Source organism: Microvirga sp. GN3, from assembly GCF_055792825.1.
Map to the genome: position 1 here is coordinate 1 of NZ_JBVVAK010000076.1, position 16,536 is coordinate 16,536.

Annotated in this window: 16 protein-coding genes; 6 read left to right on the forward strand and 10 right to left on the reverse strand. The window is 62.0% G+C overall.

What is annotated here, in order from left to right; all coding sequences use genetic code 11:
* Positions 1–297: 297 nt before the first annotated feature.
* The 8 genes from ACS5Q1_RS28650 to ACS5Q1_RS28685 all read right to left on the reverse strand — a co-directional run bounded on the left by ACS5Q1_RS28650 (position 298) and on the right by ACS5Q1_RS28685 (position 7,798).
* Positions 298–732 (reverse strand): potassium channel family protein, encoded by a 435-nt coding sequence (locus ACS5Q1_RS28650; RefSeq protein ID WP_473101375.1) that lies wholly within the window; start codon positions 730–732, stop codon positions 298–300.
* A gap of 8 nt (positions 733–740) precedes the next feature.
* Complete coding sequence (cax, locus tag ACS5Q1_RS28655; protein WP_473101376.1) at positions 741–1,874, reverse strand: calcium/proton exchanger; 1,134 nt, start codon at positions 1,872–1,874, stop codon at positions 741–743.
* 289 nt (positions 1,875–2,163) lie between these two features.
* Positions 2,164–3,249, reverse strand: coding sequence for an AraC family transcriptional regulator (locus ACS5Q1_RS28660; RefSeq protein WP_473101377.1), 1,086 nt, complete (start codon positions 3,247–3,249; stop codon positions 2,164–2,166).
* 184 nt (positions 3,250–3,433) lie between these two features.
* Positions 3,434–3,976, reverse strand: a complete 543-nt coding sequence (locus ACS5Q1_RS28665; RefSeq protein ID WP_473101378.1) for a hypothetical protein — start codon at positions 3,974–3,976, stop codon at positions 3,434–3,436.
* A gap of 44 nt (positions 3,977–4,020) precedes the next feature.
* A complete protein-coding gene (locus tag ACS5Q1_RS28670) occupies positions 4,021–5,061 on the reverse strand; it encodes an amino acid ABC transporter substrate-binding protein (RefSeq protein ID WP_473101379.1) in 1,041 nt (346 codons plus the stop codon).
* A 200-nt stretch (positions 5,062–5,261) separates the two neighbouring features.
* Positions 5,262–5,891: a L,D-transpeptidase gene (locus ACS5Q1_RS28675; protein ID WP_473101403.1), complete on the reverse strand. Its 630-nt coding sequence runs from the start codon at positions 5,889–5,891 to the stop codon at positions 5,262–5,264.
* Positions 5,892–5,939: 48 nt separating this feature from the next.
* Positions 5,940–6,473 carry a hypothetical protein gene (locus ACS5Q1_RS28680; RefSeq protein ID WP_473101380.1) on the reverse strand — a complete coding sequence of 178 codons (534 nt, stop codon included), beginning with the start codon at positions 6,471–6,473 and terminating at the stop codon, positions 5,940–5,942.
* A gap of 332 nt (positions 6,474–6,805) precedes the next feature.
* Positions 6,806–7,798: a 2-hydroxyacid dehydrogenase gene (locus ACS5Q1_RS28685; protein WP_473101381.1), complete on the reverse strand. Its 993-nt coding sequence runs from the start codon at positions 7,796–7,798 to the stop codon at positions 6,806–6,808.
* Positions 7,799–7,962: 164 nt separating this feature from the next.
* Between ACS5Q1_RS28685 and ACS5Q1_RS28690 the strand changes: the two genes are divergently transcribed.
* The gene (locus ACS5Q1_RS28690) at positions 7,963–8,310 is read left to right on the forward strand and encodes a DUF6665 family protein (RefSeq protein WP_473101382.1); all 348 of its coding nucleotides are present in this window, start codon (positions 7,963–7,965) and stop codon (positions 8,308–8,310) included.
* A gap of 155 nt (positions 8,311–8,465) precedes the next feature.
* Here ACS5Q1_RS28690 and ACS5Q1_RS28695 read toward each other — a convergent pair whose 3' ends face one another.
* Positions 8,466–8,954, reverse strand: coding sequence for an Lrp/AsnC family transcriptional regulator (locus ACS5Q1_RS28695; protein ID WP_473101383.1), 489 nt, complete (start codon positions 8,952–8,954; stop codon positions 8,466–8,468).
* A gap of 108 nt (positions 8,955–9,062) precedes the next feature.
* Between ACS5Q1_RS28695 and ACS5Q1_RS28700 the strand changes: the two genes are divergently transcribed.
* Genes ACS5Q1_RS28700 through ACS5Q1_RS28710 form a run of 3 tightly spaced genes read left to right on the forward strand, consistent with a single transcriptional unit; the run spans position 9,063 to position 12,686 of the window.
* On the forward strand, positions 9,063–10,283 hold the full coding sequence (locus ACS5Q1_RS28700; protein WP_473101384.1) for a diaminopropionate ammonia-lyase: 1,221 nt from the start codon (positions 9,063–9,065) through the stop codon (positions 10,281–10,283).
* A complete protein-coding gene (locus ACS5Q1_RS28705; RefSeq protein WP_473101385.1) occupies positions 10,280–11,515 on the forward strand; it encodes an allantoate amidohydrolase in 1,236 nt (411 codons plus the stop codon). Before ACS5Q1_RS28700 ends, ACS5Q1_RS28705 begins: the two co-directional genes overlap by 4 nt.
* 10 nt (positions 11,516–11,525) lie before the next feature.
* Entirely contained in the window at positions 11,526–12,686 is a 1,161-nt protein-coding gene (locus ACS5Q1_RS28710; protein WP_473101386.1) for a M20 aminoacylase family protein, read from the forward strand.
* Positions 12,687–12,692: 6 nt separating this feature from the next.
* On the opposite strand, the gene ACS5Q1_RS28715 is transcribed toward ACS5Q1_RS28710, so the two are convergent.
* Positions 12,693–13,883: an amidohydrolase family protein gene (locus ACS5Q1_RS28715; protein ID WP_473101387.1), complete on the reverse strand. Its 1,191-nt coding sequence runs from the start codon at positions 13,881–13,883 to the stop codon at positions 12,693–12,695.
* 169 nt (positions 13,884–14,052) lie between these two features.
* Between ACS5Q1_RS28715 and ACS5Q1_RS28720 the strand changes: the two genes are divergently transcribed.
* Together ACS5Q1_RS28720 and ACS5Q1_RS28725 are read left to right on the forward strand one after the other, a co-directional pair.
* Positions 14,053–14,760: a GntR family transcriptional regulator gene (locus tag ACS5Q1_RS28720; RefSeq protein WP_473101388.1), complete on the forward strand. Its 708-nt coding sequence runs from the start codon at positions 14,053–14,055 to the stop codon at positions 14,758–14,760.
* Positions 14,761–14,966: 206 nt separating this feature from the next.
* Positions 14,967–16,535 carry an ABC transporter substrate-binding protein gene (locus tag ACS5Q1_RS28725; RefSeq protein WP_473101389.1) on the forward strand — a complete coding sequence of 523 codons (1,569 nt, stop codon included), beginning with the start codon at positions 14,967–14,969 and terminating at the stop codon, positions 16,533–16,535.
* Position 16,536 lies beyond the last annotated feature (1 nt).

Below are 16,536 nucleotides of genomic sequence, written 5' to 3' on the forward strand. Positions count from 1 at the left end.
TACTCAGTATTTCGCCCACGGACAGCTGCATGCTGACCTCCTGATCCGGCCATCGATCACGAGATCAGAATCTCACGCAAAAGCTTAGCTGCAAAGGAAAAGCTGTGTTTGGTTGATAATGCCGACGAACGGTTCTAGATCATTGAGCGGCGCATCGTTCGGTGCGACCCTTCGGGTTCGCACGATGCGCTAGGCTTCCTCGCACGACCAACATTCGTCCGGCAACCAGGGATTCCTACAGACGGGCTGGTTCACGAAGTCATTGACCGAAGATCATGGGTGTCGCCGGGGCGATGCTCACCGCCCTCCCCTCTGATTCCGGTCGCGCATGGCCTGTCTTAGCACCTCAAAGATGACGGCTGTTGACCATCCGAACAACAGAACTCCGTTCATAGCCGCCATGGGTCCGAGCAGGCGCCAGCGCTCCACCGGGACGACATCGCCATAACCGAGCGTCGTATAGTTGACGAAGGCGAAGTACAGGACATCGGTCCCGACAGGCACCACGTCTAAGACCGCATAAGCAAGAGACCACACTATCACTTCGGCGACATGCGCGACCATCAAAATCCCGACGGTTGTAACCATGACAGAGGCAAGCCAACCCTGAGACCGGCGGTGTTCCCACTTCAGCGTCCTGCGAGCAGCACTCACCACCATTGCCATCACGATTGCATGAATGGCGATGTTACAGAGGCTGATGGAGCCACCCATGAGAAGCTGTCGCAGCATATCAATATCTATGGCGAAGCAACGGGAACCAAGTACAGTACGGTCGCGATGATGATGTAGAGAGCCAGTAGCTGAGCGCCCTTGAACCAGTTGGATTGACCGGTGGTCGCAACCGTCGCTCCGAGGAGCACTGCTCCGAACAGCATCCACATCTCCGCTTGCGAGAAGACTAGTCTGAACTGTGTCTGCCCCATGGCTGGTGCGACCAGCACCAGCATAGGAGCAACGAACAAGGCGATCTGCACACAGCTCCCCAGGGCTATGCCGATGCTGAGATCGACCCGGTTAGCCCTCCCCATCGCAATAGCAGATCCGGATTCCGCCGCGCCTCCAACGAGAGCAAGCACGATCACCCCCATGAACATTTGCGACATGCCCAGCGAATGCCCCGCCTGCTCAGCGGCGCCGACGAGGATCTCACTCATCCATGCGGCGCCAAGCGAAGCAAACAGCAATGTGGCAATGCCCCGCGCGAGACTGGAATGCTCGCCAGTTTCCTCGTCCGAGGTGGGAGCGTTCAATTCGACGAATGTCTCCGGATGCGTTCTCAAGGAATAGAGCAGGAACAGCCCATAGAGTCCAAGAAGGACGATCGCTACCACGAGGTCGAGCGTGGCGTGTACACCTAGGTGCGGCTCCGCTTCCAGCGTACGATGGAACGCACTCGGGAGCGCTAGGCTGATCCAGGCCAGCACCATGGTCGACGAATAGGTCCGGATGGCATTCGGGTTGTATTCCTGATTGTGATGGCGAAGGCCGCCAAGCAGGAAAGCGAAGCCGAGGGCCACCAGAAGGTTGGCGAGCAGCGCTCCGATGATCGAGGCACGGACCATTTCCAGCAGGCCAGCCCGCAGAGCGGCCAGGGCGATAATCAGTTCCGGAAGATTGCCGAAGGTGGCATTGAGGAGACCTCCGATGGTGGCGCCCGTGTGAACAGCGATCTGCTCGGTACTCTGGACGATGAGCTTCGCAAACGGCACGATGGCCAGAGCGGCACAGAAGAAGACGACGCCAGCCGGGACAACGCTGGCGAGATCGAGGGCGGCGGAAACCGGCGCGAGAGCCAGAAGCCACAGGAGGGAGGGCCTGTGCGGCGATGGCTCGATCACCGGGTGCTCCGGTCCAAATGGCTTGCCCATCATGACTTCTTCCGTCGCTTCTTCCACTTCAACCTGGCAATCCCATTCATCGTCCGTTGACTACGGCGACGGAGCGGCCCTCCGACCTGGAGTTGAGCGACGTCAGCCGTTCTCAACCAGGGCCGCCGTCAGTCATCATTACCAACCACAACGAACACCGGTCGCAATTTTCGCAACAACAGCGGACATAAGGATACACTTCGTCGCCCGCCTTCGATTTCATCCTGGTCTCGCCGTAACTCCGCGTTTGATCTGTCGAGGCGAGCATTTGACAGCTTTTGCCGTCAACGCATCACCCCAGACTATCGGTGGTTCGCCAAGCGGTCGGCGTTACGCCCGACCAGCGTCGGAAGGCGCGAGTGAAGGCGCTCGCCTCCGAATAACCCAGTGCCGCCGCGATCTGTCCGAGCGGCACCTCGGTGTCTTCCAATAATTGACGGGCGATCTCGAACCGGATCTCGTTCGTGATCGACCGATAACCCATGCCGCTGCCCTTCAGGCGACGGCTCAGGGTGCGGCGGTGAATCGCCAGCAGACCGGCAACGTCGTCTGCCGAACAGCGACGGCTGGTCAGCCGTGTGCGCAGCAATCGCCGGATGTCGTCTGAGAACTCGGATCCCGAGCCACCCTTCAATTGGTCGATCCTCTCTTCCAGCATTGCCCGGAGCATGGGATCGGCACCGCTGATCCGCACATGCAGATCTCGGGTCGGGAAGGCAATCGCGGCCATCTCGTGATTGAATCGAACCGGAGCCCGGAAGTGACGACGGAAAGGCTCGGAATTGACCGGAATGGCGCGCGGAAGGAACACCTCCGTTGGATGCCAGGCGGATCCGCACAGGACGCGCAGTACATTGACTGAGGCTGCGATTGCGCCGTCCGAGACTTGGTCTGCACTCTGACTCTCGGACCGGTACATAGCGTAACTGAACAGCGCCATATCCCCGCTGATTGACAGCGACGGGACAGCAACCCGGTCCTGGATGCTCAGATTCGATACCAGCGCCCGCAACGCGTCGATGACGGTCTCCGAATGCTGCATCAAGCGACCGACCATGCCGAACGACAGGATGGAGGCACGCTTGCCGACCAGAAGTCCGAAATGAGGGCAGTTGGTGCGAGCAACGCACAGAGTGAGCAGCCGACCTAGGGCCGCTTGGTGAATGACGTTCGTCGCATCGTCGAAGAGCCGCGGATCGAGGCCTGCATCCCGGATGACAGGATCGGGATCGACACCCAGTTCGCGCAGGGCCGGTCCGATCTCTTTTGCAATGCCAAGGTGGATGTAGCCAGGAGGAAGCGTCCATCCCGCCGGCGATATCGATGGGGTATTCAGTCCCCTGATCCTCGTTGACGGGAGCACGATGTCGTTGGTCATCGCTTCCTACCTTGAGCGCGTCGTGCGGATCGAAGCGGATCCGCCATGCTATCAAGGCCCGAGGCTATCTGACGCCGCATGGTCAGGGTATCGGTAAAAACCCTGAAAATCCATTGGGTCATTACCCTGCGGCAGCTAGGGCATATCCTGGTAGCTGCACGTCGAAGAAGCGATGCGTCCTCGATCAGCGCGGGCAGACGTCCCAGAATCCCTGGCTGCGCTGAGGATTGGTGTAGTACCAGCAATATCCTGAAGCCGGCGCCTGCCCGGCATAGGCGGTCGCTGCCGCCGCCGTGACGAAACCGAGTGCGGCCCCGGCCGCGATGGCTCCACCCGGTCGCCACCAGTAGGATGACGGCCGATACCAGCCGCCTGGCGGCACGGGCGGCCGATAGCCAGGGCGAACTGCAACGTTGCCGCCGGGACCGCGTGCGACGGCACCACCATAAGCCCCTCGGGCAGCGACCCCGCCCTGCGGGCCGCGCGCGACAGCTCCGCGAGGACCTCTCGCCACCGCACCACCGCGGGGCCCGCGGACAGCCGCCCTAGCGTATTGCAGCTCCCGCTCCTGAAGGATTCCGAACAATCTCAATGCAGGTTCCGTGCGGGTTCCGTCCGCCATCGGGGAGTTTGCCACGGCCGGAGCCGATATGACTGGAAGCAGAGCGAGTGCCGCAGCCGATCCAATCGCCCTGAAGGCATACCATCCTGGATTCTTGCTGTGCATGGCTCTCTCCTTTGACGATCTAACTCAATCGCCCCATATCGCTGCTACCGAAGCGGTGGCGCGTAGAGTATGCCTCCCATGCTCCAGAGCTGGTTTAGTCCGCGCGGGATACCGAGTCGTGAATCGACGCCGAGATTCCGCTCGTAAATCTCGGCATAATTGCCCACGGCCCGCACGGCGCGCAGTGCCCAGGCATCATCCAGTCCCATCATCTTGCCGAAGCTACCCTCCAGGCCCGCGAAGCGGCGCACATCGGGCTTGACGGAAGTCGCTGCCTCGGCGGCATTATGGGACGAGATCCCGATTTCCTCCGCATTCACGAGGGCGAAGTTCACCCACTTCACGATGGTGAACCAAGCGAAGTCATCCGCGCGCGTCACCGGTCCGAGCGGCTCCTTCGAGATAACGTCCGGAAGGATGATGGCGTCGCCAGGGCGAGGAAGCTTCAGACGTTCTGCGTAGAGCGCGGAGTGGTCCCGCGTCAGGACGTTACACTGACCGGACTGGAAGGCATTAAGGGTCTCTGAAGCAGTCGGAAAGGCGCGCTCCTCGAAGGTCATCGAGTTGGCCCGAAAAAAGTCGGCCAGATTGAGCTGACTTGTCGTTCCCGTCTCGACGCAAACCCTGGCACGATCGAGTTCCAGCGCCGAGGTCGCATTGAGATCGCGCATGATCATGAAGCCCTGTCCGTCATGGTAGGTGATGCCGGCGAAGGCCAAACCGAGGCCCGCCTCCCGCTCCAGAGTCCAGGTTGAATTCCGTGATAGAAGATCTACACGGCCCGCACGGAGGGCATCGAACCTCTCGCCCGCGGATAGCGGAACGAACGAGACTTTCGTTCGGTCGTCAAAGATAGCACCCGCGACGGCGCGGCAGAAATCGACATCGAAGCCCGACCACTCGCCCTGACCGTTGCGCTCCGAGAACCCGAACAGGCCCTCGCTGACGCCGCATTGCAGGACGCCGCGCTGCTTCACGGTCTCAAGAGTTCCGGCTGCCGCAGGCAGAGCCGAAACGCCGAGCACGAGAGCTACGAGACATGCCAAGGCCCAGCGGATATCAACTTTGGCTGCGTTCACCGTCATCTCCAATCTCCGTTCCGTGATGCGTCGCAATCCCGGGCTAGAACGCCCGCGCTAGAGCATCGGACCCAAAAGTGGGTCCGCTTTTGGGTCCGATGCTCAATCCCTTAAGCGGCGCATCGTTGATGCGGAACCAGAGGTCCGCGTTAGCGAAAACCGGATCCACTTTTCGCTGGCGCGGCCCGCTGGGTCCGCACGATGCGCTAGAGACTGGCGCCATGCCGAACCACGACCTTGGTGCCGACCGGCACCCGCTCGTAAAGATCGATGATGTCGCCATTGGCCAGCCGGAAGCAGCCCGACGAGATGGCATGGCCGATCGTCTCCGGCTGGTTTGTGCCATGGACGCGAAACACGGTCGATCCGAGATACAGCGCGCGGGCACCCATCGGATTGCCCGGGCCACCTGCCATGAAACGCGGAAGGTAGGGTTGACGCGAGATCATCTCAGGCGGCGGGCGCCAATCGGGCCACTCGGCCTTGCGGCTGACTTGCACCAACCCAGACCACTGAAAGCCTTCGCGTCCGACCCCGATGCCATAGCGCAGGGCCCGGTTATTGCCCTGGACCACATAAAGGAACCGTTCCGATGTGTGGATGACCAAGGTGCCGGGCGGCTCGCTGGACCTGAAGAACACGACTTGCCGGGCATAGGGTCCGTCCGTGATGACGACCTCCTCGGTCGAGATGCGGCCCGGCTCGTCAAGGACCTGGAGCGTCTCCCGTGAGGATGGCCTCGCCTGTGCTTCGGCCCGCTGGAAAGGAAGGCAGGCTGCCAGCACGCCCCATGCGACCACAGCCCAATAGGCCAGCGCTGACCCGCCGAACTTCATTCGCAACTTTCGCAAAGTGCTGTCCTCCGCTTGCTGGGCAATCGATCATCAGGCGCTGCAACGGACGTACACGAAGGTTCCGTAGCGCCGGTTCGCATCCGGATCGACGAAACGCATGAGCATGAGATTATCCGTTGCCGACAGGATCTCGCGATCCTGCGGGTCGCCCGGCGGTGCTTCGAAACCAAGGTAGGTTCGGCCCGATCTGTCCCCCTTGAGCCTGAGCTCATAGAGTTTCGAGTCGTCGGCAACATGCATCATCACGCCGTCGGTCGGCCCCTTCGCGATTGTGTAAGGCAAGTTGCACTGGGCACGCGCCTCGCGCTCGGTCCTCTGTCGATCCTTGTCGGTGTGGAACGACGCGACACCCCATCGGCCGATCAGTCGCTCGCGTGCAAAGGCCGCGGGAGCCTCGACATTGGCGGAGGGAGATGCCTCGCCTCCTGAAGAGACGCAGCCGGCGAGGGTCGGCGCAACGGCCGCCGCCACGACGAGCCCGCGAAGGACACCTTGATGCCACAGGAGAAACCTGAATTTCTCCGACGAGCTCACGGCCCCGCCGAGGTCACCGTTACTTTTCATGCTTATGCCCGTGAGAGGTACTTCCGGTGGCACGTCCTGCTCCTGCGTCCATCAACTTGCACACGTCGGTGAGGCGAAAGCGGAAGGCCCGTCCCGAGGATCGCCCCCTCAGTCCGCGCCGCACGAGATTACGGATCGGTGTTGTCCGTGCTGACCGCTTCCCCTTGCACTTGGTGCTCATTCTATCTGGGAGCCCAGACACTATGCAGGTTCACGCCTTCGTGCTTGACAGTTCGAGACGTGTGCTTGGCAGTTTGAGACAGTGGCGCATATCCTGCGGCCACGGCTCGGTGGCCCAAGATCACCCGCCCCCTCGTCTAGGGCAATGTTCGTCAAGGCGCAGCTATTTCATTCGCCAGCGGACGACCCGCTTCGAAATCCGAGATGCTTGCAAGGGTTGTCTCCAGAATTGTTTCGATAGCCTCGCGTGTAAAGAACGCCTGGTGCCCGGTGAGTATCACGTTTGGAAAAGAGACAAGCCGCTGGATCACATCGTCCGGGATCACGGTGCTCGACAGGTCTTTGAAGAAGAGGCCGGCCTCCTGTTCGTAAACGTCGATCGCAATCCCGCCGAGTTGGCCGGACTTGAGCGCTTCGATCGCCGCCTCAGTGTCGACGAGTCCGCCGCGGCTCGTGTTGATCAGAAGCGCCCCTCTCTTCATTCGAGCCAGCGAACGGGCATTGACGATATGGTGGGTTTCCGGCGTCAACGGACAGTGCAGCGAGATGACGTCCGCCTCTTCGACCCCGTCGGCATCGACGTAACGACCGCCGATTTTCTCGAATTCGGGCGAGTGTCGCACATCATAGCCGATCACCTTGCAGCCGAATCCGGCCATGATCCGGGCAAAGATGATCCCGATCTTCCCAGTGCCAATCACAGCCACGGTCCGGCCGACGAGATCAAAGCCCATGAGCCCGTCGAGCTCGAAATTGCCTTCGCGCGTGCGATTGTAGGCCCGCGGGATCTTGCGGTTGAGCGCAAGAAGCAATCCGACGGCGAATTCGGCCACGGAGTTTGGAGAATAATCGACGACCCGCGCGGCTGTGACGCCGAGATCCTTCGCCGCCTTGACGTCGATGTGATTGAAACCGGTCGAGCGCGTTGCAACCAATTTCGTGCCGCCGGCTGCGAGTTGCTTCAGAACATTGCCATCAACGGAATCGTTGACGAAAACACTGACCGCCGGGAACCCCGCTGCGAGAGGTACCGTCTCAGGCCCGAGGAGCATGTCATAATAGACGAGGTCGTGCTTATGACTCGCGTTCAGTTCGTCGAGCAGCGTGCGCTCGTATTTCTTCACGCTGAACATTGCAACCCGCATTGCACACCTCCATCCTGAGCCCATCACGGCGTAGATCCTGGCTCCGCAGGGCCATACAAAGCACGATGTTCATCCCCATGCGGGCTTGCGCCAGGGTGTCGCGCTTCCACGTAAGGGCGACGGCATCATCTCTCTCATATCATCACGCGTTGCGGAGTCATAAAGTGGCAGTTCGCATTCCTCAGAGCTTATCGACCGGATTCCAGCGGGGAACTGGCTGGAGCGTACTCGAGTACGAGCTCCAGGGACAGAAGGCGCAAACTCTGGGAGCCCTGGGCGCTCAGGTCGAGCAGGCCCTTGCTGCATTACGGGCCTTTGATGCCGGAACGCACGGATCGGACCGGGACTATCGGCGCGTTGCATTGCTGGACGAGGCTGCCGACCGTGTCTGGGTCTTCATGATCCAGCGGGAACTGTGCGGGCTTCGGAACTGGGAGGCTGCAGTGAGGGATTACAGTATTCCACGCGAAGTCCTAAACCGGGTTGGGCAGGTCAAACGCGAGCCAGACTAGAGCCGTTTCCACTGACGTGGAATCATCTCTTCTTCTTGGTTTGCCGCATTTTTTGACGGCGAACCGGATCCCCTTCGCCGAAAAATGCTCTAGATTACCAAGACCCGTTGAAACCATCATTCCCCGCGTCTCGGTGTCCGCAGGGCTCAAAGTATTCAGTTACCCGGCAAGGGAACAGCCAAGCCCACCTTGACGCGGTCCATGGCGACAAAGGTGCGGAACCTCTTCACGTTGTTGTTGCCGAAGAACAGGCGACGCGTGAGCGCCTCGTAGGCTGTCATTGTCGGCACCACGACCACCAGCACGAAGTCAGCCTCTCCGGTGACGTAGTAGCACTGCTGCACCTCCGGGACCAAAGCGAACTCCCGTTTGGCGGCATCGATCAACTCCGCCGTCTCGCTGATCACCTCGACCTCGACGAAGATCGTGATCGGCTGCCCGACCTGGGCCGGATCGATGACCGCGACATTGGCCTGGATGACGCCGGCCTCCTCCATCCGCCGGATGCGGCGCTGCACGGCCGGGGCGGACAGGTTGACGGTTTCCCCGATCACCCGCTGCGGGGTGGAATTGTCCCGCTGCAGGATGTTCAAGATGGCCAGATCGAAGGCGTCCAGGGTGACCGGAGATAAAGGCTTGGACACTGGGGACTCCATTCATGCGAAAAAATCTTGTGTTCGAGGGGCGTAAATAGAGCGCCTTTCTCATGCTTGATGCAATATCTTCTCGCCATCTTAGCCAAGAGGACAGCGATGTTTCTTCCCAACCAGCACCCCGACTACCGCAAGCCTCTTGACCTGATCGATGCCGAAACCTTGGGCGTGAAATCGGCCGAGGACGTCGAGCGGTATCTTGCCTATCGCGACAACCATGTTCCGACGCCCCTGCACGCGCTCATGGCCCTGGCCGGCGAACTCGGCGTGGGCGCCATCCACATCAAGGATGAGGGCTTCCGCCTGGGCCTCGGCAGCTTCAAGGCCTTAGGCGGCTCCTACGCGGTCATCCGGCTCGTGCTGGAGGAAGCCAGTCGCCGGCTCGGGCGGCCGGTCGATGTCGCTGAGCTGCACGCACCCGAAATTCGTGCCATTGCGTCCGGGATGACTGTCGCCTGTGCCACCGACGGCAATCACGGCCGCTCGGTAGCTCAGGGGGCGCAACTTGTCGGCGCCAAGGCTGCCATCTTCGTTCATTCCGGCGTCAGCGACGAACGTGTGGCGGCCATCGCTCGTTTCGGGGCGCACATGATCCGGGTCGAGGGCACCTATGACGACTCGGTCGCAGAGGCTGCCCGTGTCGCGTCCGAGAAGGGTTGGACGGTCGTTTCCGACACCTCCTGGCCGGGCTACGAACGCATTCCCGGACTGGTCATGCAGGGCTACACCGCCATGGTGCGTGAGGCCCTGCGCCAGCTTCCCGAACCACCGACCCATGTGTTCGTGCAGGCCGGCGTCGGTGGTGTCGCGGCCGCCGTCGCAGGCCATCTCGCGTTCGTGCTCGGCGACCGGCGGCCCACCTTCATCGTGGTCGATCCGGCACGCGCCGCCTGCCTCTTCGAGACCGCCCGGGCGGGCCATCCGGTCAAGATCGAGCATGGCGAGCCCACGGTCATGGCGATGCTCGAATGCTACGAGCCGTCCCTGGTCGCTTGGCGGGTGCTGTCCCGCGTCGCCGACGCCTTCATGGCCGTCGACGAGGAGGATGCGATCGCGGTAATGAACCGCCTGGCTCGTCCACAGGGGAGCGATCCGGCCATCGTGGCGGGCGAGAGCGGCGGTGCGGGTCTTGCCGGCCTTATTCGCGCGGCAGCGAACCCTGAGATTCGAGCGGCCCTCAATCTCAACGAGTCATCCCGCATTTTCCTCATCAACACGGAGGGCGCGACCGATCCCGAGCGTTATTCCGAGTTGGTCGGAATGAGCCCTGACACTGTTCTGGCCTATGCCGCCGACCGAACCGCAGGAGTGCACGCATGACCGCGCTCTCGATCAACGCGGAGCGCCTGCTCGGCCGCCTCCGGGAACTCGGGCAGATCGGCAGAGACGGTGACGGCCGATTGGTGCGGCTTGCTGGCTCCGACGCCGATAAGGCCGGGCGCGACAGCTTTGTTGCCTGGATCCGCGATGCGGGCCTAGAACTTGCTGTCGACCGGATCGGCAGCATCTTCGGGATCTGGAAGAACACCGACAATGCGGACAAGGCCCCTGTCCTGCTTGGTTCGCATATCGACACCGTCATCAATGCCGGCATCTATGACGGCTGCTATGGCGTGCTCTCGGGGCTGGAGGTGATCGAGACCTTGAAGGCGGCCGGGTACTCCTCTGCCCGGCCTATCGCGGTCGCAGCCTTTACCAACGAGGAAGGCGTACGTTACGCGCCCGACATGATAGGCTCGCTCGTTTATGCCGGGGGACTTTCGGTCGAGGAAGCGCTGGCGACAATCGGCACCGATGGCACCGTTCTCGGGGCGGAGCTGGAACGGATCGGCTATCCCGGCTCCGTTGAGCCTGGCTTCCTCAAGCCGCATGCCTATCTCGAGCTGCATATCGAGCAGGGACCCGTGCTGGAACGCGAGGGCGTGCCCATCGGCGCGGTCGAGAACCTTCAGGGCATTTCCTGGCAGCGCGTCACCATCGAGGGTGATGCCAATCACGCTGGCACGACGCCGATGTCAATGCGCCGGGATGCCGGCCATGCCGCGGCCCGCGTCGTCACCTTCCTGCGTGACCGGGCCCGCAACGCAAACACACCCACCGTCGCCACGGTGGGCTGCATGAGCTTCGAGCCGAATGCGATCAACGTCATTCCCTCCCGCGCCGTCTTCACAGTAGACCTGCGCGATCCCGATGAAGGGCGCCTCCGGGCGGAGGAAGCAGCCCTCGCTGCCTACCTGAAGGAACTGGCGGCGGCCGAGGACGTCACGATCTCGGTCGAGCGGCTGGCGCGGTTCGAGCCGGTGACATTCGACAGGAGGATCGTGGAGCTGGTGGAGGATGCAGCCCGGAGGCGCGGACTGGCTTCGAAACGGATGACCTCGGGCGCGGGCCACGATGCCCAGATGATCGCCCGGATCGCGCCCTCGGCCATGATCTTCGTGCCAAGCATTGGCGGGATCAGCCACAATCCGCGCGAGCACACGCCGGATGCCGACCTCGTTGCGGGTGCCAACATCCTGCTCGACGTCGTCACCCGCCTTACGGCCCAATAAGGAGAAACCCATGTCCATGGATCTGAGCGCTCTCGAACGGGACATGACTGCCTGGCGGCGCGATCTGCACGCTCATCCTGAGTTCGGGTTTGAGGAGAAGCGCACGAGCGCCTTCGTCGCCACGAAACTAAGGGAGTTCGGTCTCGATGATGTCGCCGAAGGCGTGGGCGGCACGGGAGTTGTGGGCACGCTCAAACGCGGCAGCGGCAACCGGGCTATCGCGCTTCGCGCCGACATGGATGCCCTGCGCATCACAGAACAGGGAACGCAGGATTACCGCTCGCAGAATCCCGGCACGATGCATGCCTGCGGGCATGACGGCCATACCGCCATGTTGCTCGGAGCCGCGAAACTGTTAGCCGAAGAAGGCGGCTTCGACGGCACTGTGCGCTTCGTCTTCCAGCCTGCCGAGGAATGGGGCAAAGGCGCGCTCGCCATGCTGGCCGACGGGCTGATGGAGCGCTTTCCCTTCGACGAGATCTACGGCCTGCACAACATGCCGGGTCTTCCGGTCGGGCACTTCCAGACCCGCGTCGGGCCGATCATGTCGGCGGAGGACAATTTCGAGATCGTCCTGAAAGGCGTCGGCGGTCATGCCGCACGCCCGCACTGGGGTAACGAGGTGCTGGTCGCCGCCTGTGCCACCGTGATGAACCTCCAGACCATCGTGTCCCGCCGCCTGAGCCCGACCGACATCGGCGTCGTCTCGGTAACCGAGCTGATCACCGACGGCACCCGCAACGCACTGCCCGGGCTTGCGCGCATTCTTGGCGACGCCCGCAGCTTCCACGCCGAAATCAGTGCCGAGATCGAGAAGCAGATGCGCATTATCGCAGAAGGGACGGCCCTGACCTACAACGTCGCCACTGAGGTGACCTACACGCGTGAGTTCGTGCCGCTCCTCAACGATGCCGCTTTAGTGGACGAGGCCTTCGCAGCCGCCCGGACGGTGTTCGAGCCGGAGCATGTCTCGACCGCCCGCGAGCCCATGACGGGATCGGAGGACTTCGCCCAGTTCTTGCAACATGTGCCCGGCTGCTTCGTGTTCGTCGGCAACGGCAAGCATTCCGCGCCCCTGCACAATCCCGCTTATGACTTCAACGATAAAGGGCTGCTTTACGGCGCGCGCTTCCACGCCGCCATCATCCGACAGCGCCTGCCGTCGGTCTGAGCGGGATCAGGGCGCCTCGACCTGCGCGACACCATCGCGGGCGGTGACCTTCCCGCGCTTCAGCACCATTTTACGCGGACGGCGGCTGACGACGGCTTCGGCCAGTGTCTCACCGTCGAGCAGAACGAGATCCGCCCAGCAGCCCGGTTGCAGGCCATAATCGTCGATAGCCATCATCCGTGCACCACCGAAGGTGCAGGTGTCGAGCGCCAGCGCGACTTCATCGTCGCGCCGCAGGTTATTACGCAGACCGACGAGGAACGCGCGCTCCAGCATATCCGGATTGTTGTACGGCCCCCAGGTGTCGCGCACTCCATCGGAGCCTGCCGCGACGACGATGTCTGCTTCCACCAAGCGCTTGACGGCGGGTGCCGGCCTGGAAGCAGGCGCCGTTGTCAGAATGTGGATCCGCGCCTCCGCCAATGCGTCGATCAGCGCGGCAACATAGTCCTGATCGGTCATGCCAAGGCAGAAGGCATGGCTCACGGTGACCCTTCCCTGCAGACCCAAGGCCTTCGTGCGCTCGATGATCAGCTCCATGGAGAACGCCCCCAACTCCGCCGGCTCATGGAGATGGATGTCGACCGGCACGCCATAGCGCTCGGCGAGACCGAACACGACGTCGAGATGCCCCTTCGGATCACGATCGATCCCGGCAGGATCGAGCCCACCGACGATCTGGGCGCCGAGTTGCAGCGCTTTCTCCATGAGCTCGACCGTGCCGGGCCGGATGAGCATGCCGCTTTGCGGAAAGGCCACGAGCTCGATATCGACGATGTCCCGATAGCGCTCCCGCGTCTTGAGAACGCCCTCGATGCCTGCGATTCCGACTTCCGTGTCCACGTCCACATGGGTCCGGATGTGCGTCGTACCAAGGGAGGCGGCGAGCACCGCTTGGCGGGCCGACTGGCGGGCGGGATCGATGCCGAGAATTCGCCGCTGCGTTCGCTCGTTCTCGATCTTGTCGATAAGCCGAGGGCCGACCTCGTTCCGATACCAACCCATGCCGAGGAGCGTCTTGTCCATGTGCGTATGGGCTTCGACCAGCCCGGGAATCAGAATGGCCCCAGCACCATCCAAGACCTCAGCGCCTTCCTCGACGTTCCGGCCGTAATCGGCAATCCGCCCATTGCGGATCGTCACGGAGGTTGCCTCGCTGCCCATCGGGCGGACGTTGCGGATCACCAGGGTATTCATCAGGGCCCTCGCTTTTCAGATCTCAGCTGGTGCGACACTCTGTTTAAGATATTGCCGCGCTGAAAAATTTGTATACAGTTGTGGATACACAAACCAGTGAAATCTGCCCTTCCTGAGCAAAGAGTTTTGTGGAACATAGTTCGTCCCCTGAGTTGTCCAGCAAGCTTCGATGAACGCGCCCGTTAGAAAGCCCAAATCAGTCACCGGCACCCGGAGCGACTCCGTCTATGCTGGCCTTCGCCGTGCGATCATCGAGCAGGCCCTCATGCCGGGCGACAAACTGACCGAGGACGTGATCGGCGACAGGTTCGGCGTCAGCCGGACGATCGTCCGGACGGCCCTCGCGCGCCTTCATGCCGAAGGGCTTGTCGACATGCAGCCCAACAAGGGCGCCACCATCGCCCAACCCAGCCTGTCGGAGGCCCAGGACGTCTTCGAGACGCGGATGTGCCTGGAGAGGCAAGTCCTTGTCCGACTTGCGGAAAAGGTCACGGACAAGGACATCGAACGGCTGGAGCAGCACGTGGCTCTCGAGACGAAAGCCAATGCCCATGATGGGCCGGCAGCCATTCGTCTGGCGGGCGAATTCCATATTCTGCTGGCGTCTCTCTCAGGCAACGGCGTTCTTGCACGATACGTGGACGAGGTGGTTTCGCGCTGCTCGCTGATCCTGGCGCTCTACAGCCGGCCCCATTCCTCGGATTGCTCGATCAACGAGCACCAGCAGATCATCGACGCCCTCCGGGCCCGGGACAGCCAAGCCGCCATCGACGCCATGGATCACCACCTTAGGGCCGTCACCGACAGAGCGCTTCTGTCCTCCAATTCCGACAAGCATCGCGACATTCGTTCCATCCTTGACCGCTATGCTTCCTGACAGCCGGGCGTAGCGCCTTCCAGAACAATCAATAGCCGTCGATAGCCCCTCAGGCGCAGGGCGCCGGCTCTCGTCTGCCCGCATTTCATTCCTGGATGACAAAAATTTCGTCGTTGGCGGAATTGACGCTTCAATTTTTGTATGCAATTTTTTCCATCATTGTATCCAATAAAGAATCCAATCCAGAGGATCTGTGGAGGCCAAAAATGAGAACCAGATTTGCTGTCAGCCTGACCGTCGCCGTCGGCGCCCTCATGGGGATGCCGGCAGAGGCCAAGACCCTGAGGTGGGCCTCGCCCACGGACATCACGACGCTCGATCCCTATGCTCATACGGAGAGCTTCACGACAAGCATGCTGCACCATGTCTTCGACCCGCTGGTGCGCCGCAACCGCGCCCTGGAGCTGGGGCCCGCCCTGGCGGTGAGCTGGAAGACGGTGAAGCCCGACACCTGGCGTTTCGAGCTGCGCCGGAACGTGAAGTTCCACAATGGCAATCCCTTCACGGCGGACGATGTGGTCGCCTCGATCAACCGCATCCTCGATCCCGGCGCCCGGGCCCGTGGCAACCTCGCGACCGTGGTTAAGGCGGAAAAGGTCGACGACTTCACGGTCGATATCGTCACGCAGGGACCCTACCCGCTCCTCCTCAACGATCTCGCCGGCATCTACATCCTCGACAAGGAATGGATGGAGGCCAACGGAGCCCTGAAGCCTGGCAATATCGCAACCGGCGTCACAACCGCCGCCTCGACCACGGCCATCGGCACCGGACCGTTTAAGGTCGAATCCTACAAGCCCGATGCCGGCACGACCTTCGTGGTCAACCCCGACTGGTGGGACAAGCCCCAGCACAATCTCACCCGCATCGAATTCAAGCCGGTGAAGTCCGATGCCACCCGCATCGCCGCGTTGCTGTCGGGCGAGCTCGATCTGATCGCACCCGCACCTCTCCAGGATCTGCAACGGATCTCCTCGTCCCAAGGCTTCAAGGTGATCGAGGAGCCCTCGCTGCGCCTCATCATGCTGTCACTCAACTTCCGCCCTGAGCTCAAGGCCATGCCGGGACAGAAGAATCCGCTGCGCGACCTCAAGGTGCGCCAAGCCATGTGGCACGCCATCGACTTGGAGACGATCAAGAAACGCGTGATGCGTGACAAGTCGCGTAATACCGGCACGCTCGTCGCACCTCCCGTCCCGGGCTATGCGAAGGAGAATGACACGCCCCTGGCCTATGATCAGAGCAAGGCCAAGCAGCTCCTGGCGGAGGCCGGCTACCCGAATGGGTTCAAGACCAAGCTGAACTGCCCGAACGATCGCTACATCAACGACGAGCAGACCTGCGTCGCCATCGCGTCCATGTGGGCGAAGGTCGGGATCCAGGCCGAACTCCAGACTGAGTCCCGCGCAACCTACTTCCCGCGCCAGGATCGCGGTGAGTTCGACGTGTCGATGGTGGGCTGGGCCACCCTGCCGCCCATGGATGGGTTCAGTGTCCTCTCATCCCTGCTCACCGAGCAGAAGGATGGCTATGGCGGCTCCAACGCCGGCGCCTACAGCAATCCCCAGGTCGAGGATCTGACCCGCAAGGTTGCCGTCGAGCTCGACGAGGCCAAGCGCCGGGCCATGCTGGTGGAGACGTTCAAGGTCGCGCGGGACAATGTGGCGTACATCCCGCTCCACCAACAGCCCCTGGCCTGGGCTGTCCGTGACGGCGTCGACGTTCCGCAGTTCCCGGACGAGTATGTCCGTCTGTGGTTCGCCACCATCAAGTAAA